Source organism: Nocardioides sp. NPDC092400 (assembly GCF_040684155.1).
In the GTDB taxonomy this organism is placed as follows: domain Bacteria; phylum Actinomycetota; class Actinomycetes; order Propionibacteriales; family Nocardioidaceae; genus Nocardioides.
This window is the reverse complement of the sequence record NZ_JBFBFJ010000001.1, coordinates 1,219,439-1,240,175: the sequence shown is the minus strand read 5'-3', so window position 1 is coordinate 1,240,175 and position 20,737 is coordinate 1,219,439. Positions and strand designations below refer to the sequence as shown.

Here is a 20,737-nt window from a genome sequence, read left to right as displayed (position 1 = left end):
TCCTGCAGCGGCCCCGCCGAGAACCGGCGCTCAGCGCGAGAGCAGCGGGTCGAGCGCGACCGCGACGAAGAGCAGCGAGAGGTAGAGGTTCGAGGAGTGGAACAGCCGCATCGGCTGGATCGCGGTGAGGTCCTCGGTGCCGCGGGTGCGGACGAGCATCCGGTGGGCCTCGAGGAGGAAGACCGCACCGAGGACGCCCGCGGCGACGGGGTACGCCGCGCCGGTCCCGGCCACCGGCCACAGCAGCAGCGAGGTGGCCACCATGACCCAGCTGTAGACCACGATCTGCCTGGCGACCTCGTGGGCCGGCTTGACGACCGGCAGCATCGGCACGTCGACGTTCGCGTAGTCCTCGCGGTAGCGCAGCGCGAGCGCCCAGGTGTGCGGCGGCGTCCAGAAGAAGACGACCATGAACAGCACGACCGGCACCCACGACAGCTCGCCGGTGACCGCGGTCCAGCCGATGAGCGCCGGGAAGCAGCCGGCGAGGCCGCCCCAGACGATGTTCTGGGTCGTGCGCCGCTTGAGCAGCATGGTGTAGACGAAGACGTAGAAGGCGTTGGCGCCCAGCGAGAGCGCCGCCGAGAGCGGGTTGACCCAGACGGCGAGGATCACGGTCGAGAGCACCGCGAGCACCGCGCCGAAGACCAGGGCGGCCGCGGGCGACACGATGTGCCGGGGCAGCGCGCGACGGCGGGTACGACGCATCTGCTCGTCGATGTCGCGGTCGTAGACGCAGTTGAAGACCGACGCCGAGCCCGCGGAGAAGGTCCCGCCGACGACCGTGGCGAGGACCAGGCCGAGCTCGGGGATGCCCCGGTCGGCGAAGAACATCACCGGCACGGTCGTGAGCAGGAGCAGCTCGATGACGCGGGGCTTGGTGAGCCCGACGTACGCCGCGACGACGTCGCGCACCGACGCCTTCGGGGTCGGCTCGCCGGACTCGTGCCGCTCGGAGGCGGTGGCCGACTGGCCGACGTAGGTCACGGGGTCCTCGGGGTGATCGGGAGCGTTGCCGAGCGGGTATCCGGCCGGGGCCGGGGTACCCGTTGGAGCGGGTGTGAGTCTAGCCCCCGACATCAGTAGGCTCGGAAACGCCCGAGCCCGATCGCTTCCCTGGTGTGAGCGGTCTCTCCCCATCCTTTGAAAGGTTCCTCGTGACGACTGTGCCCGACCTCGAGTGGAGCGACCTCGACGACAAGGCGGTGGACACCGCCCGGGTGCTCGCGATGGACGCCGTCCAGCGGGTCGGCAACGGCCACCCCGGGACCGCGATGAGCCTGGCGCCCGTCGCCTACCTGCTGTTCCAGAAGGTCATGCGGCACGACCCGGCGGACCCGACGTGGATCTCGCGGGACCGGTTCGTGCTCTCGTGCGGGCACTCCAGCATCACCCTCTACACCCAGCTCTTCCTCGGCGGCTTCGGCCTGGAGCTCGAGGACATCAAGGCGCTGCGCACCTGGGGCTCGAAGACCCCCGGCCACCCCGAGCTCGGCCACACCGCCGGCGTCGAGGTGACCACCGGCCCGCTGGGCCAGGGCGTCGCGAACGCCGTCGGCATGGCGATGTCCGCCCGCCGCGTGCACGGCCTGCTCGACCCCGACGCGGCCCCCGGCGAGAGCCTCTTCGACCACCACGTCTACGCGCTGTGCTCCGACGGCGACCTGCAGGAGGGCGTCAGCGGCGAGGCGTCCTCGATCGCGGGCACCCAGCAGCTCGGCAACCTCACCGTGGTCTACGACCGCAACCGGATCTCCATCGAGGGCGACACCGACGTCGCGTTCACCGAGGACGTCGCCAAGCGCTACGAGGCGTACGGCTGGCACGTGCAGACCGTCGACTGGACCAACGGCGGCGAGGAGTACCGCGAGGACGTCCCCGCCCTGCACCAGGCGATCGTCGAGGCCGGCGAGGTCACCGACCGCCCGTCGCTGATCGTGCTCGACACGGTCATCGCCTGGCCGGCGCCGAACGCCCAGGGCACCGAGAAGGCCCACGGCAGCGCGTTGGGCGACGAGGAGGTCGCGGCCACCAAGGAGATCCTGGGCTGGGACCCCGAGCAGCGCTTCCAGGTCCCGCCGGAGGTGCTCGAGCACACCCGCGCCCTGCGGACCCGAGGCTCCGGCTGGGGCCGGGAGTGGGACGAGCGGTACGCCGCGTGGGCGGCGGCCAACCCCGAGGGCGAGAAGCTGCTGCACCGGCTGCGTGCCCGCGAGCTGCCCGAGGGCCTGGCCGACGTGGTGCCGACCTTCGAGGCGGACGCCAAGGGCGTCGCGACCCGGTCGGCGTCGGGCAAGGTCATCAACGCCCTGGCGCCGGTGCTGCCCGAGCTGTGGGGCGGCTCGGCCGACCTCGCCGGCTCCAACAACACGACCATCGAGTCGGCACCGTCGTTCATCCCCGAGAGCCGCAGCACCCGCGACTGGACCGGCGACCCCTACCAGGGCCGCGTGCTGCACTTCGGCATCCGAGAGCACGGCATGGGCGCGATCATGAACGGCATCGCAGCCGACAAGCTGACCCGCGTCTTCGGCGGCACCTTCCTCACCTTCTCCGACTACATGCGGGGCTCGGTCCGGGTGGCGGCGCTCAGCCAGCTCCCCGTGACCTACGTCTGGACCCACGACTCCATCGGCCTCGGCGAGGACGGCCCGACCCACCAGCCGATCGAGCACCTCGCGGCCCTCCGCGCGATGCCGGGCCTCGACGTCGTCCGCCCGGCCGACGCGAACGAGACCGCCGCCGCCTGGCTCGAGATCCTGCGCCACGTCGACCGTCCGGCCGCCCTGGCACTCACCCGCCAGAACGTCCCGGTCTTCCCGCGCGGCACCGACGGCTTCGCCACCACCGACGACGTCGCCAAGGGCGGCTACGTCCTCGTCGACGCCGAGAGCGGCGACCCCGACGTGATCCTCATGGGCACCGGCTCGGAGGTGCAGCTGGCGGTCGAGGCGCGCGAGCTCCTCGCCGCGGACGGCATCGCCGCCCGCGTCGTCTCCTTCCCCTGCCTGGAGTGGTTCGAGGAGCAGTCCACCGCCTACCGCGAGACCGTCCTCCCGCCGACCGTGAAGGCGCGGGTCTCGGTCGAGGCGGGCGTCAAGCAGGGCTGGCGCGACTACGTCGGCGACCACGGCCGGATGGTCTCCATCGACCGCTACGGCGCGTCGGCCGACTACGCACGGATCTACGAGGAGTACGGCATCACCGCCCGCTCCGTCGCGGACGCCGCCCGGGACAGCCTGCGCGTCGCCACCGAGTGACGCCACGGCGCCCCGGGTACTGAGAGCAGTGACTTCCAGAAGGGACAACTTGTGAGTGATCGTCTGAAGGCCCTGGCGGACGCGGGGGTGTCGATCTGGCTCGACGACCTGTCGCGCGAGCGCATCGAGACCGGCAACCTCGCCGACCTCGTCACCACCCGGTCCGTCGTCGGCGTGACCACCAACCCCACGATCTTTGCCTCCGCGATCGCCGACGGCGAGCGGTACGACGAGCAGGTGCGCAAGCTCGTCGCCGACGGTCGCCCGGTCGACGAGGTGATCTTCGAGCTGACCACCGAGGACGTCCGGAACGCCTGCGACGTGCTGGCCCCCGTGGCCGAGCGCACCGCCGACGACGGACGCGTCTCCATCGAGGTCGAGCCCGACCTGGCCAACGACACCGAGGGCACGATCGCCTCGGCGCGAGCGCTGTGGCGGGCCGTCGACCGGCCGAACGCGCTGATCAAGATCCCGGCGACCCTCGAGGGCCTGCCCGCGATCACCACGGCGATCTCGGAGGGCATCAGCGTCAACGTCACGCTGATCTTCAGCGAGGAGCGCTACCGCGCCGTCATGGACGCCTACCTCACCGGCCTCGAGCAGGCCCGCGAGGCCGGCACCGACCTGTCGACCATCCGGTCGGTGGCGTCGTTCTTCGTCTCGCGCGTCGACTCCGAGGTCGACAAGCGGCTCGAGGCCGTCGGCGGTGACGTCGCGCTCGCGCTGCGCGGCAAGGCCGCGGTGGCCAACGCGCTCGTGGCGTACGACGCGTTCGCGGAGGTCGTCGCCTCCGACCGCTGGCGCGCGCTGGCCGACGCGGGCGCGAACATGCAGCGTCCGCTGTGGGCCTCGACCGGCGTCAAGAACCCCGACTACGACGACACGATGTACGTCAGCGGCCTGGTCGTCCCCGACAGCGTCAACACGATGCCGGAGAAGACCCTCGAGGCGTTCGCCGACCACGGCGAGGTGCGCGGTGACGTCGTCACCGGCAAGGGCGGCGAGGGCCGCGCGATCCTCGAGCGGCTGACCGAGGTCGGGGTCGACTTCGACGACGTCCTCCTGGTCCTCGAGCAGGAGGGTGTCGAGAAGTTCAAGAAGTCGTGGACCGAGCTCGTCGAGACCGTCCGCGGCCAGATGGAGAAGGCGGGCGCGTGACCGACGCGCCGGTGGATCCGACCGGCACGTCGGCCTGGGCGCGGCTGGCGTCGCTCGCGGAGGGATTCTCCCCCGACCTGCGGGAGTGGTTCGACCGGGACCCCGGCCGGACCGAGCGCCTGACGTTCACCGCCGGTGACCTGCTGGTCGACCTGTCGAAGTCGCTCGTCGACGACGACGTGCTCGCCGCGCTGCTGGACCTGGCCGACGAGGTCGGTCTGGCGGCGCGGCGGGAGGCGATGTTCGCCGGTGAGCGGATCAACGTCACCGAGGACCGCGCCGTCCTGCACACCGCCCTGCGGCTGCCCGCCGACGCCCCGGCCGACCGCCGGCCCCGCGTCGACGGCCAGGACGTCCTGGCCGACGTCCACGAGGTCCTCGGCCGCGTGTACGCCTTCGCCGAGCGGGTGCGCAGCGGCGAGTGGACCGGCGCCACCGGCGAGCGGGTCCGCACGGTCGTCAACATCGGCATCGGCGGCTCCGACCTGGGTCCGGTGATGGCGTACGAGGCGCTGGCGGCGTACCGCCAGGAGGGCCTCGCGTGCCGCTTCATCAGCAACATCGACCCCACCGACGCCGCCACCACGCTGGCCGGGCTCGACCCGGCCACGACGCTGTTCGTCGTCTCCAGCAAGACCTTCGGCACGCTGGAGACGCTCACGAACGCCCGGCTGTGCAAGCAGTGGCTGCTCGACGGGCTGCGCGGTCTCGACGGCGGCCTCGACGAGGACGCCGCGGTGGCGCGGCACTTCGTCGCGGTCTCGACCGCGCTGGACAAGGTCGCCGACTTCGGCATCGACCCCGAGAACGCCTTCGGGTTCTGGGACTGGGTCGGCGGCCGCTACTCCCTCGACTCCGCCATCGGGACCTCCCTGGTGGTCGCGATCGGCCCCGAGCGCTTCGCCGAGCTGCTCGCCGGCTTCCACGCGATGGACGAGCACTTCCGCACCGCCGAGACCGCACGCAACGTGCCGGTCCTGATGGGGCTGCTCAACGTCTGGTACACCGACCTCCTCGGCGCCCAGACCCACGCGGTCCTCCCCTACTCCCAGCTGCTGCACCGGTTCCCGGCGTACCTCCAGCAGCTGACCATGGAGTCCAACGGCAAGGGCGTCCGCTGGGACGGCACCCCGGTCACGACCGACACCGGCGAGGTGTTCTGGGGCGAGCCGGGCACCAACGGGCAGCACGCCTTCTACCAGCTCATCCACCAGGGGACCCGGCTCGTGCCGGCGGACTTCATCGCCTTCGCCAATCCGGCGTACCCGCTCCAGGACGGCGAGAACGACGTCCACGAGCTCTTCCTCGCCAACTTCCTGGCCCAGACCCGGGCGCTGGCCTTCGGCAAGACAGCCGACGAGGTGCGCGCCGAGGGCACCGAGGAGTCCGTGGTGCCGGCGCGCGTGTTCACCGGCAACCGGCCGACCGCCTCGATCATGGCGCCGGACCTCACGCCGGCCGTGCTGGGGCAGCTCGTCGCGCTCTACGAGCACATCACCTTCACCCAGGGCGTCGTGTGGGGCATCGACAGCTTCGACCAGTGGGGCGTCGAGCTCGGCAAGCAGCTGGCCCAGCAGGTGGGCCCGGCGATCGCCGGCGACGCCGACGCACTGGGTGAGCAGGACCCCTCCACGCGGTCGCTGATCGCCTACTACCGGGAGAACCGGCGCCGATGACCACTCCGCTCACCCCCCGCATCGAGGTCCACGACGACGACCAGGCGCTGGCCACGGCCGTCGCCGGCGAGCTGCTGAGCCGCCTCGCGGACGCCCAGGAGGCCGGTCGGGTCCCCCACGTCGCGCTCACCGGCGGCACCATCGCCGAGGTCGTGCACCGTGAGATCGCCCGCTTGGCACCGGCCTCGGAGGTCGACTGGACCCGCGTCGTCGTGTGGTGGGGCGACGAGCGGTACGTCGACCCCGGGTCGTCCGACCGCAACGCCGGTCAGGCGCGGGAGGCGTTCCTCTCCGTCGTCGGCGTCCCCGACGAGAACGTCCACGAGGTCCCGACGACCGCCGACTGCGGCAGCGTCGAGGACGCCGCCGCGGCGTACGCCGAGGCGCTGCGCGCCAGCGGAGCCGGCGGGTTCGAGGTGGTCATGCTCGGCCTGGGGCCCGACGCCCACGTCGCCAGCCTGTTCCCCGGCCACCCGGCGCTCGACGTCCGCGACGCGACGACCGTCGCGGTGCACGACTCCCCCAAGCCGCCGCCGGAGCGGGTGAGCCTGACCTTCGAGGCGCTCAACCGCAACCGGGCGCTGTGGTTCCTGGTCAGCGGCGAGGGCAAGGCCGAGGCCGTCGCCCGCGCCCTGGCCGGGCGGACCGGTGAGGGTGGCGAGGTGGCCGACGTGCACGAGGTCCCCGCCGTCGGCGTGGCCGGTCAGGAGGAGACCATCTGGTTCCTCGACCGGGCATCGGCCTCGCGTCTCTGACCGACGCCTCCGCCCTGCCACCCGGGGGGACGCCGGCGGAGGTCGACCGCTGGTCGAGCTGTGCCCCGCTGCCCGACCAGCCGTCGGCCTCAGAAGATCAGGTCGCCGGACTTCCGGCGGGAGCGCAGCAGCTGGAGCGCCTCGTCGAGGATGTCGGCGGCCTCCTTGTCGGAGCGCCGCTCCTTCACGTAGGCCAGGTGCGTCTTGTAGGGCTCGATCTTCGGCGCCGGCGGCGGGTTCTCGGAGTCCATGCTGGCCGGGAGGCCGCACTTGGGGCAGTCCCAGGACTCCGGGACGGTCGCCTCGACCGAGAACGTCACCACCGAGCGGTGCTCGTTGGAGCAGAAGTAGGTGATCGCCTGGCGCGGCGCGGCCTCGCCACGCTCCGCCTCGCCCATCGGGCCAGCGCCGACCCGACTACCGCGAATCGCGTTTCCTCCACCAGCCACGTGCTTACTCCCTTTCCGGAGCTTCTAGCCCTGGTAGGCCAGCAGGAGGCCCAGGGCGATGACGGTCGCGAACCAGATGACGCCGATGCCGACCGTGAGGCGGTCGAGGTTCCGCTCGGCGACCGAGGATCCGCCCAGCGAGCTGGAGACGCCACCACCGAACATGTCGGACAGACCGCCGCCGCGACCCTTGTGCAGCAGCACGAGGAGGATCATGAAGGCGCTCGTGATCATGAGGATGACGGTGAAGAGGAGTTCCACGGCTCGGATCCTACGTCAACGCAGGCCGGTCACAGGACCGGCATGTCGTAGTACCGGCAGATGCCGCTGAACTCGTCGGCCTGCAGGCTCGCGCCGCCGACCAGGCAGCCGTCGACGTCGGTCTGCGCCATGATCCCGGCGACGTTCGCCGCCTTGACCGACCCGCCGTACAGCACGCGCACGCCGTCGGCCGCCTCGTCGCCGTGGGACTCGCGGATGCATGCGCGGAGCGCCGCGCACACCTCCTGTGCGTCCTCGGGCGTGGCGACCTCACCGGTGCCGATGGCCCAGACGGGCTCGTAGGCCACCACGAGGCCGGCCACCTGCTCGGGCGTGAACCCGGCCAGCGAGCCCGTCACCTGCGTCACGCAGAAGTCCACGTGGCCGGCGGCCTGGCGCGTCTCGAGGCCCTCGCCCACGCAGACGATCGGGGTCATCCCCGCGGCGTGCGCGCGGTGGGCCTTGGCGTTGACGACCTCGTCGATCTCGCCGTGGTGCTCGCGGCGCTCGGAGTGCCCCACGACGACGTAGGAGCACCCGAGCTTGGCCAGCATGCCGGCCGAGATCTCACCGGTGTAGGCGCCGGACTCGTGGGTCGAGACGTCCTGCGCGCCGTACCTCACCTGCAGCCGGTCACCGTCGACCAGGGTCTGCACCGACCGGAGGTCGGTGAAGGGAGGGACGACGACGACCTCGGCCTTGGCGTAGTCGTGGCGCTTGTCCGACAGCGTCCAGGCCAGCTTCTGGACCAGCACCACCGCTTCCTGGTGGTTGAGGTTCATCTTCCAGTTGCCCGCCATGAGCGGGGTGCGGGTCGCTGCCATCAGTTGTCCTCCAGGACCTGGATGCCGGGCAGCACTTTGCCCTCGAGGTACTCGAGGCTGGCGCCACCACCGGTGGAGATGTGGCCGAACGCGTCCTCGGCGAAGCCGAGCGTCCGCACCGCTGCGGCGGAGTCGCCGCCGCCGACGACCGAGAGCCCGCCCTCGGCGGTCACCTCGGTGAGCGCCTGCGCGACCGCGCGGGTGCCCTCAGCGAACGCCTCGACCTCGAAGACGCCCATCGGGCCGTTCCAGAAGACCGTGCGCGCACCGGCGAGCGCACCGGCGAAGGCGCGCGCGGAGTCCGGGCCGATGTCCAGGCCGAGGCTGTCGGCCGGGATCCCGGAGGCGGGCACCACCTGCGGGGCAGGGGTGCTGTCGCCGGAGGGGAACGTCGTGTCGACCACGACGTCGGTCGGCAGGATCAGCTCCACCCCGCTGTCGACCGCGCGCTGGAGGTACTCCCGGCAGACCTCGACCTGGTCCTCCTCGAGCAGGCTCTTGCCGACCTCGTGGCCCTGGGCCTTGAGGAAGGTGAAGACCATGCCGCCGCCGATCAGCAGCTTGTCGGCCTTGCCGAGCAGGTTGTCGATGACGCCCAGCTTGTCCGAGACCTTCGAGCCGCCCAGCACGACCACGTAGGGCCGCTCCGGCTCGACGGTCAGCCGGCGCAGGACCTCGATCTCGGCCTGCACCAGTCCCCCGACGGCGTGCGGCAGCCGCTGCGCCACGTCGTACACCGAGGCCTGCTTGCGGTGCACGACGCCGAACCCGTCGGAGACGAAGGCGTCGGCCAGCGCGGCGAGACGGTCCGCGAACGCGCCGCGCTCACCGTCGTCCTTGCTGGTCTCGCCCGCGTTGAAGCGGACGTTCTCGAGGACGGCGACGCCGCCGTCCTCGAGCCGGTCGACGGTCTCGTGGGCCGACTCGCCGACGGTGTCGCCGGCGAAGGCGACCTCACGGCCGAGCAGCTCGCCGAGCCGCGCGGCCACCGGGCGCAGGGAGTACGCCGGGTCCGGCGCGCCCTTCGGCCGGCCGAGGTGGGCGGTCACGACCACCCGCGCGCCGGCCTCGGCCAGCGTGCGGATGGTCGGGACGCTGGCACGGATCCGGCCGTCGTCGGTGATGGTGGCGCCGTCGAGCGGGACGTTCAGGTCCGAGCGGACCAGGACGCGCTTGCCCGCGACTCCCTGGGCGACCAGGTCGTCGAGGGTGGTGAGGTCCCCCACGGTCAGAGGGTCTCGCCGATGTAGTCGATCAGGTCCGCGAGGCGGTTGGAGTAGCCCCACTCGTTGTCGTACCAGCCGACGACCTTGACCTGGTTGCCGATGACCTTGGTCAGCGGCGCGTCGAAGATGCACGACGCGGGGTCGGTGACGATGTCGGACGACACCAGCGGGTCGGTCGAGTAGCGCAGGAAGCGACCGTCGGCGGCCTTCTCGACCGCGGCGTTGACCTCCTCGACGCTGGTCTCGCGACCGGCCTCGAAGGTGAGGTCGGTGGCGGAGCCGGTCGGGACCGGGACACGCAGCGCGTAGCCGTCGAGCTTGCCCTTGAGCTCGGGCAGGACCAGGCCGATGGCCTTGGCCGCACCGGTCGAGGTCGGGACCACGTTGAGGGCCGCGGCGCGGGCGCGACGCAGGTCCTTGTGGATGTTGTCCTGCAGGTTCTGGTCCGCGGTGTAGGCGTGGACCGTCGTCATCAGGCCCTTGACGATGCCGAACTCGTCGTTGAGCGCCTTGGCCATCGGCGCGAGGCAGTTGGTGGTGCACGACGCGTTCGAGATGACGGTGTGGGCGCTGGGGTCGTAGGTCTGGTGGTTGACACCCATGACCACGGTGACGTCCTCGTTGGAGGCCGGCGCGGAGATGATGACCTTCTTGGCGCCGCCGTTGTCCACGTGCGCGCGGGCCTTGGTGGCGTCGGTGAAGAAGCCGGTCGACTCCACGACGACGTCGACACCGAGGTCGCCCCACTTGAGGTTCGCGGGGTCCCGCTCGGCGAAGGTCTTGATGACCTGGTCGCCGACGCGGATCTCGTCCGCGGTCGCCGTCACGTCGGCGTCCAGGCGGCCCAGGATCGAGTCGAACTTCAGCAGCGGGGCGAGCGACGTGTTGTCGGTCAGGTCGTTGACGGCGACGATCTCGATGTCGAGACCGGACGCCCGGACGGCGCGGAAGAAGTTGCGGCCGATCCGGCCGAACCCGTTGATGCCTACGCGAACAGTCACTGCGGTTGCTCCTGCTTCCCTCGGGTGTGCGGTGTCACGGACCCTACCGAAGCGCGGCGACGCAGCGGCGGCGGCGTCCGTCGTACGACGCGGACGCGAGCCGCCGGAGGGGCTCAGGCCTCCTCGGCGAGCATCTCCGGGGTGAGCGAGGCCTCGGTGTCGGGGATGCCCAGCTCCTCGGCGCGCTTGTCGGCCATCGCCAGCAGGCGGCGGATCCGGCCGGCGATGGCGTCCTTGGTCAGCACCGGCTCGTGGAGCTGGCCGAGCTCCTCGAGGGAGGCCTGCTTGTGCTCGAGCCGGAGCTCGCCGGCCATCTTGAGGTGGTCGGGGACCTCCTCGCCGAGGATCTCCATCGCCCGCTCGACGCGCGCGCCGGCCGCGACCGCGGCCCGCGCGGAGCGGCGCAGGTTGGCGTCGTCGAAGTTCGCGAGCCGGTTGGCCGTCGCCCGGACCTCGCGGCGCATGCGGCGCTCCTCCCAGGCCATCAGCGACTCGTGGGCGCCGAGGCGGGTGAGCAGCTGGCCGATCGCGTCGCCGTCGCGGATGACCACGCGGTCGACGCCGCGGACCTCGCGGGCCTTGGCCTGGATCCCGAGCCGGCGGGCGACGCCCACCAGGGCCAGGGCGGCCTCGGGCCCGGGGCAGGTGACCTCGAGGGAGGACGAGCGGCCCGGCTCGGTCAGCGAGCCGTGGGCCAGGAACGCCCCGCGCCAGGCGGCGACCGCGTCGCACCCACCGCCGGAGACGACGGCCGGCGGCAGGCCGCGCACCGGGCGGCCGCGCTGGTCGAGCAGCCCGGTCTGGCGCGCCAGCGCCTCGCCGTCGCGGACGATGCGCACCAGGTAGCGGCTGCCCTTGCGGATGCCGTTGCCCTGGACCATCACGACGTCGGACTGGTGGCCGTAGACCTCGGCGATGTCCTTGCGCAGCCGCCGCGCCGCGGCGCCGGTGTCGAGCTCGGCCTCCACCACGATCCGACCGCTCACGATGTGCAGGCCGCCGGCGAAGCGCAGCATCGAGGCCACCTCCGCCTTGCGGCAGCAGGTCTTCGTGATCTGGGTGCTCGCCAGCTCAGCCTTCACCTGTGCCGTCATCGCCATGCCGGGAATCCTCGCACGGGAGTCAACGACGCGGGACCGCAACGGCGACCCCGAGGTGCCGGCACGTGACCTAGCCCGCAGCCATGATCCGTTCGTACGCCGCGGCGAGCCTGGCGGGATCGTGGCGCGGGGTGCCGTCCCCCACCGCGACGTCGTCGACGACCAGCTTCGCGCCGTACGCCGCGACGACGTGCTCGAGCTCCTCGAGGCCGTCGCCGACGCTCTCCCGGTCGGCCAGGACGGTGTGCACGATCAGGTCCGGCGCGTGCTCGGCGAGGACGGCGAGGTGGTCGGCGGGTCCGAAGCCGCCGGTCTCCCCCGCCTGCTCGGCCAGGTTCAGGTTGACCACGACCCGGGCGTCGGTGCGCACGAGGGCGTCGCACAGCGCCGGCACCTTGAGGTGCGGGATCACCGAGGTGAACCACGAGCCCGGGCCCAGCAGCACCCAGTCGGCCCGCTCGACCGCCGTGATCGCCTCCGGGCACGCCTGCGGGTCGGCCGGGTCGAGGCTGATGGAGTCGATGACCCCGCCGGTGGTCGCGACCTCCACCTGCCCGCGGACGGTCGTCAGGGCGTCGGGGTCGTCGGCGCGCAACCCCCGGACCTCCGCGGTGATGTCCATCGGGGACAGCGCCATCGGCAGGACCCGGCCCTTCGCGCCGAGCAGCCGTCCGACCCAGTCGAGGGCGTCGACGTGGTCGCCGAGCAGCTCCCAGAGGCCGACGATGAGCAGGTTGCCGACGACGTGCCCGCGCATGTCGCCGTTGCCCTCGAACCGGTGCTGCAGCACCCGCGCCCAGGTGTCGCCCCACTGGTCGTCGCCGCACAGCGCCGCCAGCGCCATCCGCAGGTCGCCGGGAGGGAGCACGCCGAACTCGCCGCGGAGCCGGCCGGAGGATCCGCCGTTGTCCGCGACGGTCACCACCGCGGTCAGCTCGTCGACGGTCAGGTCGTCGACGAGCCGGCGCAGGGCGCTCAGCGACGCGTGGAGCCCGTGCCCGCCACCGAGGGCGACGACCGCCTGCGCCCGGGAGGCGCTGCTGGCGTCGACGGGCACGCCGGCCGGGGTGCTCACTCCCGCCCCAGGTCCCGGTGCACCGGGCGCGCGTCGTACCCCAGCTCGCAGAGTCGGCGGGTGATCTCCTCGGTCATCGCGACGCTGCGGTGCTTGCCGCCGGTGCACCCGATGGCGACCCGCATGAAGCGCTTGCCCTCGCGCAGGTAGCCCTCGGCGACCCCGGCGAGCACCGGGACGTAGCCGTCGAGGAACTCCTCGGCCCCCTCCCGGGTCATCACGTAGTCCGACACCTCGGCGTCGCGACCGGTGCCCGGCCGCAGCTCGGGGATCCAGTGCGGGTTGGGCAGGAAGCGCATGTCCGCGACGAAGTCGGCGTCGACCGGGATGCCGTACTTGAACCCGAAGCTGATGACGTTGACGTTGAGCCGGACCTGGTCGGCCTTGCCGAAGGCCGCCGCGATGGCCCGGGTGAGCTGGTGGACGTTCAGCGCGCTGGTGTCGATGACCAGGTCCGCGCCGCTGCGCAGCTCGGCCAGGACCTTGCGCTCCCGCTGCAGCCCGTCGAGCAGACGCCCCGTGCCCTGCAGCGGGTGGGGGCGGCGCACCGCCTCCTGGCGCCGGACGAGCACCTCGTCGGTGGCGTCGAGGAACAGCAGCGTCGCGCGGCGTCCGGTCGCGCCCTGGGCGAGGTTGGCCTGGAGGGTCTGGAAGAAGGAGCCGGAGCGGACGTCGACCACGACCGCGATCGGCTGGCCCGGGCCGGAGCTCTCGTCGACGAGCCGCACCACGTCCCGCAGCAAGCTCGGCGGCAGGTTGTCGACGACGTAGAAGCCGAGGTCCTCCAGCTCCTTGGCCGCCGTGCTGCGCCCGGCACCGGTCATGCCGGTGACGACGACCAGCTCGCCCGGGGGCGTCTGCTCGCTCATCCGTCCTCCTCGATGATCTCGCCGGTCGCGGTGTTGACCGTCATCCTGCCGCCTCCGGTCCGTCCGGCGGGCGACGACGCGGCCACGGCGTCCTTGATCGACGTCGCGGTCCGGGTGCCGATGCCCGGCACGGTGGCGATCTCCTCGACCGTCGCCTCGCGCAGCTTCTTGAGCGAGCCGAAGTGCTTCATCAGGGTCTTGCGGCGCACCTCGCCGAGGCCGGGGACGTCGTCCAGGGCGCTCTCGACCATGGACTTGGACCGGCGCGAGCGGTGGTGGTTGATCGCGAACCGGTGCGCCTCGTCGCGGATCCGCTGCAGCAGGTAGAGGCCCTCGGAGGAGCGGGCGAGGATGACCGGGTCCTCCTGCCCCGGCAGCCAGACCTCCTCCAGCCGCTTGGCCAGCCCGCAGACGGGGATGTCGTCGATGCCGAGCTCGTCGAGCGCCTTCTGCGCGGCCGCGACCTGCGGCGGGCCGCCGTCCACGACGACGAGGCCCGGCGCGTAGGCGAACTTCCGCGGACGGCCGGTCTCGGGGTCGACGAGCATCGGGCCGGTGGTGTCGTCCCCCGGCTTGAGCTGCGAGCGCGCCTGCTCGTCGAGCAGCCGGCGGAACCGCCGGGTGATCACCTCGTGCATCGAGGCGACGTCGTTCTGCCCCTCCACCCCGCGGATGACGAAGCGGCGGTACTCCCCCTTGCGGGCCAGGCCGTCCTCGAAGACGACCATCGACGCCACGACCTCGGTGCCCTGCAGGTTGGAGACGTCGTAGCACTCGATCCGCAGCGGCACCTCCTCCAGCTCGAGCGCCTCCTGGATCTCCTCCAGCGCCCGGTTGCGGGTGGTCAGGTCGCTGGCGCGCTTGGTCTTGTGCAGCGCGAGGGCCTGCGAGGCGTTGCGGGCGACCGTCTCCTGCAGCGTCTTCTTGTCGCCGCGCTGCGGGACGCGGATCGCCACCTTGCTGCCGCGCAGCTCGCTGAGCAGCTCCTCGAAGACCCCGACGTCCGCCGGGAGCGCCGGGACCAGGATCTCCCGCGGGACCGACTCCTGGCCGTGGTCGGGGTCGGTGCCGGCGTACAGCTGGAGCAGGAAGTCCGAGACGAGCTCGGGGGTGTCCCCCTCGTCGACGCGGTCGGCCACCCAGCCGCGCTGACCGCGGATCCGGCCCCCGCGGACGTAGAAGATCTGCACCGCGACCTCGAGCGGGTCCTCGGCCAGGGCGATCACGTCCGCGTCGGCCCCGTCGCCGAGCACGACCGCCTGCTTCTCCAGCGCCCGCTGCATCGCACCGAGGTCGTCGCGCAGGCGGGCGGCCTTCTCGAAGTCCATGGCGTCGGAGGCGGCGTACATCTCCTTCTCGATGCGCCGCATGAACGGCCGCGTCTGGCCGCCCATGAAGTCGCAGAAGTCGTCGACGATCTCGCGGTGCTCCTCGGCGCTGACGTTGCCGACGCAGGGCGCCGAGCACTTGTCGATGTAGCCCAGCAGGCAGGGCCGGCCGATCTGCGCGGAGCGCTTGAAGACGCCGTTGCTGCACGAGCGCATCGGGAACACGCGGAGCAGCACGTCCACGGTCTCGCGGATCGCCCACGCGTGGCTGTAGGGACCGAAGTAGCGGGTCCCCTTGCGCTTCGCGCCGCGCCCGACCATGACTCGCGGGAACTCCTCGCCGACCGTGACGGCCAGCCAGGGGTAGGACTTGTCGTCGCGGTACTTGACGTTGAACCGCGGGTCGTACTCCTTGATCCAGGAGTACTCCAGCTGCAGCGCCTCGACCTCGGTGTTGACCACCGTCCACTCCACGCTGGCCGCGGTGGTGACCATCGTGGCGGTGCGCTGGTGGAGGTTGCCGATGTCCTGGAAGTACGACGACAGGCGGGCCCGCAGGTTCTTCGCCTTGCCGACGTAGATCACCCGCCCGCGGGCGTCGCGGAAGCGGTAGACCCCCGGCTGGGTGGGGATCGAGCCGGGCTCGGGACGGTAGGACAGGGGCCCGCGGGCGGAGCGTCGGGATGGAGCGGCAGGCACCGGGCAAGCCTACGTTCCGGCACCGACAGGCCCGCGGTCGGCGCGTCGCCGCTAGGCATGGTTACTGCACTGGCTTACTCTGCTTTCATGCCGGTTCGCGACACCCACGGGCACGTGCTCACCACGTCCCCCCGCGCCGCGGACGCCTACGTCCGGGGCGTCGGCCGGGTGCTGCGCCTCCAGCCAGGCGCCGCCCCGGCCGTCGCCGAGGCCCTCGCCCACGACCCGACGTTCGCGCTCGCCCACGCCGCCCTGGCGCTCCTCGGCCACGAGCAGTGCGCCAACGTCGACATCGCGGCACGGGTCCGTGACGCCCGGCTGCACGCGGCCCGGGCCACCGAGCGCGAGCGCAGCCACGTGCACGCCGTGACCAGCCACGTGGCCGGTGACAGCGCCCCGCTGGTCCGGCACCTCGAGCAGTGGCCGACCGACGCGCTGCTGCTGGCCACCGCGGTCCCGACGATCGCCTTCGCGGGCGTGAGCGAGGTCCCCCAGGACGCCTGGCGCATCGTCGAGCGGGCGGCCCCGGCGTACGGCGTGGACTGGTGGGCGACCGGCCTGCTCGCCTTCGTCCGCCAGGAGCAGCACCGCTACGACGAGGCGATGGACCTGTCGTGCCGGGCGCTCGCGCTCGAGCCGTCGGCCGGGCACGCCGCCCACGCCCGCGCGCACGCCCACTACGAGACCGGCGACCACGCCGGCGGGCTCGGCTGGATGGACCAGTGGCTCGCCGGCGAAGGCCGCGGCAACGACGGTCGCAGCCACTTCGTGTGGCACGCGGCCCTGCACGAGCTCTCGCTGGGCGACCTCGACGCCGTGCGGACGCGCTACCTCACCCAGCTGCAGCCGGCGCCGGCGCCGGGTTGTCGCGCACTGGTGGACACCGGCTCCCTGCTCCACCGCTGGGCGCTCACCCCCGGGGCCGCGGACGTACCCACCCTCGACCCCGTGGTCGAGGTCGTCGGGCGCCCGGCGCTCGAGGAGCCCGCGACGCCGTTCGTGGCGCTGCACGCGGCCGTCGTGCTGCTCGCGACCGGCGACGGCGACGGGCTGCGCCGGCTGGAGGTGCGGTCGTCGCGGCACGACCACCCGACGCACCGCGAGGTCGTCGCCCCGCTCGCCGCCGCGCTCGGCCTCATGCACGCCGGTCGCTGCTCGGCGGCGGCCGACGCCCTCGCCGCGCTCGAGTCGTCCCTGTGGCGCCTCGGCGGCTCCGACGCCCAGCGCGAGGTCGTCGAGGAGACGCGGATCGCGGCCCTCCTCCGCGCCGGGCGGTACGACGAGGCGCGGGCGCTCCTCGACCGCCGGCTGGACCGGCGGCCGGCGGAGCGCGACCGGCGGTGGCGGGGCGCCGCCGCTCAGGCGAGCGTGATCTGACCGCCCTCGACGCTGATCGTCCGCTCCTCGAGCGGGGCCGTGGCCGGCCCGCTCTGCGGCGAGCCGTCGCTGATCGAGAAGATGCTGTTGTGGCAGGGGCACACGATGCCGTCCTCCGACACCTCCGAGACCGCGCACCCCTGGTGGGTGCACTCGATCGAGAAGGCTTTGAACTCCCCCTCGCTCGGCTGGGTCAGCACGACCTTCTCGTCGGGGTAGATCGCCCCGCCACCGACCTCGATGTCGGTGGTCGCCGCCAGCCCGCCGCCGGCACCGCCGGCGCCCTCGCTGCTGCCGCCGGAGGCCTCGCCGCCGCTGGTCGGGCCGCCCGCCGGGTCGGTCGCGGTCGGCTCGTCCTCGCCACCGCAGGCAGCGAGGACCGGGAGGGCGATGCCGACCCCCGCGACCCCGGTGAGGGCTCGGCGGCGGCTGAGGTGGTCGAGCGAGCGCTTCTCGGTCACGGTGGGGGTGTCCCTTCGAGGGTGCGGCCGGGGGGTGCTGGTTGAAGTTGACACTACTGAGGTGACACCTGCCCGGGCACCCCCGCCGGCTGTGGAGACGCTGAGAACCAGGCCTCGGGGCTCAGGCCCCGCCCGCAGCCGCCTTCCCCCCAGCGGCCTTCGCCGGCGCCTTCGCGGCAGCGGCCTTCTTCGCCGGCGCCTTCGCCGCCTTCCTGGCCGCCTTCTTCGCCTCCGCCCGCGCGAGCGTCGCGTCGGCCTTCGCCTTCGCGGCGGCCTCGGCCCGGCTCAGCGGCGCGGACGACGCCGGCGCCTTGCCCCGGGGCTGCTCGGCCTCCTTGCCCTCGAGGAGCGGCGCGAGGTAGCGGCCGGTGTGGCTCTCGGGAACGGCGGCGACCTGCTCCGGCGTGCCCTCCGCGACGACCGTGCCGCCCCGGGAACCACCCTCGGGGCCCATGTCGACGACCCAGTCCGCGGTCTTGATGACGTCGAGGTTGTGCTCGATGACCAGCACGCTGTTGCCCTGGTCGACCAGGCGGCCCAGCACCAGCAGGAGCTTGCGGATGTCCTCGAAGTGCAGACCCGTCGTCGGCTCGTCGAGCACGTAGAGCGTGCGGCCGGCGGAGCGCTTCTGCAGCTCGGCCGCGAGCTTGACGCGCTGCGCCTCGCCACCGGAGAGCGTCGTCGCCGGCTGCCCGAGCCGGACGTAGCCCAGGCCGACCTCGACCAGCGTCTTGAGGTGCCGGTTGATGGCCGGCACCGCGGCGAAGAAGTCGACGGCCTCCTCGATCGGCATGTCGAGGACCTCGGCGATGGTCTTGCCCTTGTAGTGCACCTCGAGGGTCTCGCGGTTGTACCGGGCGCCGTGGCAGACCTCGCACGGGACGTAGACGTCCGGGAGGAAGTTCATCTCGATCTTGATCGTGCCGTCGCCGGCGCACGCCTCGCAGCGGCCGCCCTTGACGTTGAAGGAGAACCGGCCCTGCAGGTAGCCGCGCATCTTCGCCTCGGGGGTCTGCGCGAACAGCTTGCGGACGTGGTCGAAGACGCCGGTGTACGTCGCCGGGTTGGACCGCGGCGTGCGACCGATCGGCGACTGGTCGACGTGGATCACCTTGTCGATGTGCTCGAGCCCGGTGATCTTGCGGTGCCGGCCCGGGACGGTCCGGGCGCGGTACAGGTGCTTGGCCAGCGACGTGTAGAGGATGTCGTTGACCAGCGTCGACTTGCCCGACCCGGAGACGCCGGTGACCGCCACGAACATGCCGAGCGGGAACGTCACGTCGACGTCGCGCAGGTTGTGCTCGCGGGCACCGACGACGGTGAGCTCGCGGCCCACGGTCCGCGGGCGGCGGACGGCGGGGACCGGGATCTCGCGCCGACCGGAGAGGTACTGCCCGGTCATCGAGTCCGGGTGGTCGTAGAGGTCCTGGACGGTGCCGGTGTGGACGACCTGGCCGCCGTGCTCGCCGGCCCCCGGGCCGATGTCGACGACCCAGTCGGCCACCTTGATGGTGTCCTCGTCGTGCTCGACGACGATGAGGGTGTTGCCCAGGTCCTTGAGCCGGATGAGGGTCTCGATCAGGCGCTGGTTGTCGCGCTGGTGCAGGCCGATCGACGGCTCGTCCAGGACGTAGAGCACCCCGACCAGCCCGGCACCGATCTGGGTGGCGAGCCGGATCCGCTGCGCCTCGCCGCCCGACAGCGAGCCCGAGGGCCGGTCCAGCGAGAGGTAGTCGAGCCCGACGTCGAGGAGGAACCGCAGCCGCTCCTGGATCTCCTTGAGCACCTGCTCGGCGATCTGCCGCTCGCGGGTCGACAGGTCGAGGTCGCGGAGGAACTCCGCGGACTCGTTGATCGGCAGCGCGCAGACCTCGGCGATGTTCTTGCCGCCGCCGTCGCGCGACCCGAGCGTGACCGCCATGGAGACCGGCTTGAGCCGGCTGCCGCCGCACGCGGGGCACGGCACCTCGCGCATGAAGCCCTCGAAGCGCTCCCGGCTCGTGTCGGTCTCGGCCTCGCGGTGGCGCCGCTCGACGTAGGTCCGCACGCCCTCGAACTCCGCGTAGTAGGCGCGCTCGCGGCCGTACCGGTTGCGGGTGACGACGTGGACCTTGGTCGAGTGCCCGTCGAGCAGCGACTTCTGCGCCTTGGGCGTCAGGTCGCGCCACGGCGTGTTGAGGTCGAAGCCGACCTCCTTGCCGAGCGCACCCATCAGCCGGAGGAAGTAGTCGGCGACGTGCGCCTGGCTCCAGGGCTGGATCGCGCCCTCGCCCAGGGTGGCGGTGTCGTCCGGGACGACCAGCTCGGGGTCGACCTCCATCCGGGTGCCGATGCCGTGGCACTTGGGGCACGCGCCGAACGGCGAGTTGAACGAGAACGAGCGCGGCTCGAGCTCGTCGACGTCGATGGGGTGGTCGTTGGGGCACGCCATCTTCTCGCTGAACCGCATCTCGCGGCCCGGGTCCTTGGCGTCGAGGTCCACGAAGTCGAGGAGCACCAGCCCGCCGGACAGGTTGAGCGCGGTCTCGACCGAGTCGGTCAGGCGTCGCTTGGAGGACTCCTTGACCGCGAGCCGGTCGACGACGACCTCGATGGTGTGCTTCTTCTGCTTGTCCAGCTTCGGGACGTCGTCCAGGCCGTGGGTCTCGCCGTCGACCCGGGCGCGGGAGAACCCCTGGGTCTGCAGCTGGCGGAAGAGCTCGACGTACTCGCCCTTGCGGGCACGGATGACCGGCGCGAGCACCTGGAACCGCCGGCCCTCCTCGAGGGCCAGCACGCGGTCGACGATCTGCTGCGGGGTCTGCCGCTCGATCGGGGCCCCGCAGGTCGGGCAGTGCGGCCGTCCCGCCCGCGCGTAGAGCAGCCGGAGGTAGTCGTAGACCTCGGTGATCGTGCCGACGGTCGAGCGCGGGTTCTTCGAGGTCGACTTCTGGTCGATGGAGACCGCGGGCGAGAGGCCCTCGATGAAGTCGACGTCGGGCTTGTCCATCTGCCCGAGGAACTGCCGGGCGTACGCCGAGAGCGACTCGACGTACCGGCGCTGGCCCTCGGCGAAGATGGTGTCGAACGCCAGCGAGGACTTGCCGGAGCCCGAGAGACCGGTGAACACGATCAGGGAGTCGCGCGGGAGGTCCAGCGAGACGTCCTTGAGGTTGTGCTCCCGGGCGCCCCGGATGATCAGCTGGTCAGCCACGGATGTTCCCTCGTCGTCGGTGGTG

The 20,737-nt window shown here is 72.3% G+C and carries 17 protein-coding genes; 5 read left to right on the top strand and 12 right to left on the bottom strand.

Features of this window, described 5'->3' with window-relative positions:
• Window positions 1–30 precede the first annotated feature (30 nt).
• A complete protein-coding gene (locus AB0N29_RS06105; RefSeq protein ID WP_302271241.1) occupies window positions 31–987 on the bottom strand; it encodes a heme o synthase in 957 nt (318 codons plus the stop codon).
• Window positions 988–1,157: 170 nt separating this feature from the next.
• Between AB0N29_RS06105 and tkt the strand changes: the two genes are divergently transcribed.
• The 4 genes from tkt to pgl are packed head-to-tail and all read left to right on the top strand — an operon-like array spanning window position 1,158 to window position 6,849.
• Window positions 1,158–3,260, top strand: coding sequence for a transketolase (tkt, locus tag AB0N29_RS06100; protein ID WP_364864951.1), 2,103 nt, complete (start codon window positions 1,158–1,160; stop codon window positions 3,258–3,260).
• Window positions 3,261–3,311: 51 nt separating this feature from the next.
• Window positions 3,312–4,418 (top strand): transaldolase, encoded by a 1,107-nt coding sequence (gene tal, locus AB0N29_RS06095; RefSeq protein WP_302271235.1) that lies wholly within the window; start codon window positions 3,312–3,314, stop codon window positions 4,416–4,418.
• Window positions 4,415–6,094: a glucose-6-phosphate isomerase gene (gene pgi / locus AB0N29_RS06090; RefSeq protein WP_364864947.1), complete on the top strand. Its 1,680-nt coding sequence runs from the start codon at window positions 4,415–4,417 to the stop codon at window positions 6,092–6,094. Before tal ends, pgi begins: the two co-directional genes overlap by 4 nt.
• Complete coding sequence (gene pgl, locus AB0N29_RS06085; RefSeq protein ID WP_364864945.1) at window positions 6,091–6,849, top strand: 6-phosphogluconolactonase; 759 nt, start codon at window positions 6,091–6,093, stop codon at window positions 6,847–6,849. The genes pgi and pgl overlap by 4 nt, the downstream gene beginning before the upstream one ends.
• Before the next feature lie 89 nt (window positions 6,850–6,938).
• Here the strand turns inward: pgl and AB0N29_RS06080 are convergent, their stop codons facing one another.
• The 9 genes from AB0N29_RS06080 to uvrC all read right to left on the bottom strand — a co-directional run bounded on the left by AB0N29_RS06080 (window position 6,939) and on the right by uvrC (window position 15,681).
• Complete coding sequence (locus AB0N29_RS06080) at window positions 6,939–7,298, bottom strand: RNA polymerase-binding protein RbpA (protein ID WP_302271232.1); 360 nt, start codon at window positions 7,296–7,298, stop codon at window positions 6,939–6,941.
• 24 nt (window positions 7,299–7,322) lie between these two features.
• Window positions 7,323–7,559: a preprotein translocase subunit SecG gene (gene secG, locus AB0N29_RS06075; RefSeq protein WP_302271230.1), complete on the bottom strand. Its 237-nt coding sequence runs from the start codon at window positions 7,557–7,559 to the stop codon at window positions 7,323–7,325.
• A gap of 29 nt (window positions 7,560–7,588) precedes the next feature.
• Window positions 7,589–8,383, bottom strand: coding sequence for a triose-phosphate isomerase (tpiA, locus tag AB0N29_RS06070; RefSeq protein ID WP_364864940.1), 795 nt, complete (start codon window positions 8,381–8,383; stop codon window positions 7,589–7,591).
• Entirely contained in the window at window positions 8,383–9,609 is a 1,227-nt protein-coding gene (locus tag AB0N29_RS06065; RefSeq protein WP_364864938.1) for a phosphoglycerate kinase, read from the bottom strand. The genes tpiA and AB0N29_RS06065 overlap by 1 nt, the downstream gene beginning before the upstream one ends.
• A gap of 2 nt (window positions 9,610–9,611) precedes the next feature.
• Window positions 9,612–10,610, bottom strand: a complete 999-nt coding sequence (gene gap, locus AB0N29_RS06060; protein WP_302271222.1) for a type I glyceraldehyde-3-phosphate dehydrogenase — start codon at window positions 10,608–10,610, stop codon at window positions 9,612–9,614.
• Between the two features lie 113 nt (window positions 10,611–10,723).
• On the bottom strand, window positions 10,724–11,710 hold the full coding sequence (gene whiA / locus AB0N29_RS06055) for a DNA-binding protein WhiA (protein WP_302271221.1): 987 nt from the start codon (window positions 11,708–11,710) through the stop codon (window positions 10,724–10,726).
• Window positions 11,711–11,780: 70 nt separating this feature from the next.
• The gene (gene yvcK / locus AB0N29_RS06050) at window positions 11,781–12,785 is read right to left on the bottom strand and encodes a uridine diphosphate-N-acetylglucosamine-binding protein YvcK (protein ID WP_364864934.1); all 1,005 of its coding nucleotides are present in this window, start codon (window positions 12,783–12,785) and stop codon (window positions 11,781–11,783) included.
• The gene (rapZ, locus tag AB0N29_RS06045) at window positions 12,782–13,654 is read right to left on the bottom strand and encodes an RNase adapter RapZ (protein WP_302271219.1); all 873 of its coding nucleotides are present in this window, start codon (window positions 13,652–13,654) and stop codon (window positions 12,782–12,784) included. The genes yvcK and rapZ overlap by 4 nt, the downstream gene beginning before the upstream one ends.
• The gene (gene uvrC, locus AB0N29_RS06040; RefSeq protein ID WP_364864931.1) at window positions 13,651–15,681 is read right to left on the bottom strand and encodes an excinuclease ABC subunit UvrC; all 2,031 of its coding nucleotides are present in this window, start codon (window positions 15,679–15,681) and stop codon (window positions 13,651–13,653) included. Before uvrC ends, rapZ begins: the two co-directional genes overlap by 4 nt.
• Window positions 15,682–15,768: 87 nt before the next feature.
• Between uvrC and AB0N29_RS06035 the strand changes: the two genes are divergently transcribed.
• Window positions 15,769–17,058 carry a pyridine nucleotide-disulfide oxidoreductase gene (locus AB0N29_RS06035; RefSeq protein ID WP_364864929.1) on the top strand — a complete coding sequence of 430 codons (1,290 nt, stop codon included), beginning with the start codon at window positions 15,769–15,771 and terminating at the stop codon, window positions 17,056–17,058.
• Here the strand turns inward: AB0N29_RS06035 and AB0N29_RS06030 are convergent.
• Window positions 17,040–17,519, bottom strand: coding sequence for a Rieske (2Fe-2S) protein (locus AB0N29_RS06030; RefSeq protein ID WP_364864927.1), 480 nt, complete (start codon window positions 17,517–17,519; stop codon window positions 17,040–17,042). The two genes, AB0N29_RS06035 and AB0N29_RS06030, sit on opposite strands and share 19 nt — an antisense overlap.
• Window positions 17,520–17,640: 121 nt before the next feature.
• Window positions 17,641–20,712 (bottom strand): excinuclease ABC subunit UvrA, encoded by a 3,072-nt coding sequence (gene uvrA, locus AB0N29_RS06025; RefSeq protein WP_302271213.1) that lies wholly within the window; start codon window positions 20,710–20,712, stop codon window positions 17,641–17,643.
• Between the last annotated feature and the right edge of the window lie 25 nt (window positions 20,713–20,737).

Coding starts and splice junctions, on each gene's coding strand:
- whiA (WP_302271221.1), bottom strand. CDS start 11,710: ATGGCGATGACGGCACAGGTGAAGGCTGAGCTGGCGAGCACCCAGATC.
- rapZ (WP_302271219.1), bottom strand. CDS start 13,654: ATGAGCGAGCAGACGCCCCCGGGCGAGCTGGTCGTCGTCACCGGCATG.
- pgl (WP_364864945.1), top strand. CDS start 6,091: ATGACCACTCCGCTCACCCCCCGCATCGAGGTCCACGACGACGACCAG.
- AB0N29_RS06035 (WP_364864929.1), top strand. CDS start 15,769: ATGCCGGTTCGCGACACCCACGGGCACGTGCTCACCACGTCCCCCCGC.
- tpiA (WP_364864940.1), bottom strand. CDS start 8,383: ATGGCAGCGACCCGCACCCCGCTCATGGCGGGCAACTGGAAGATGAAC.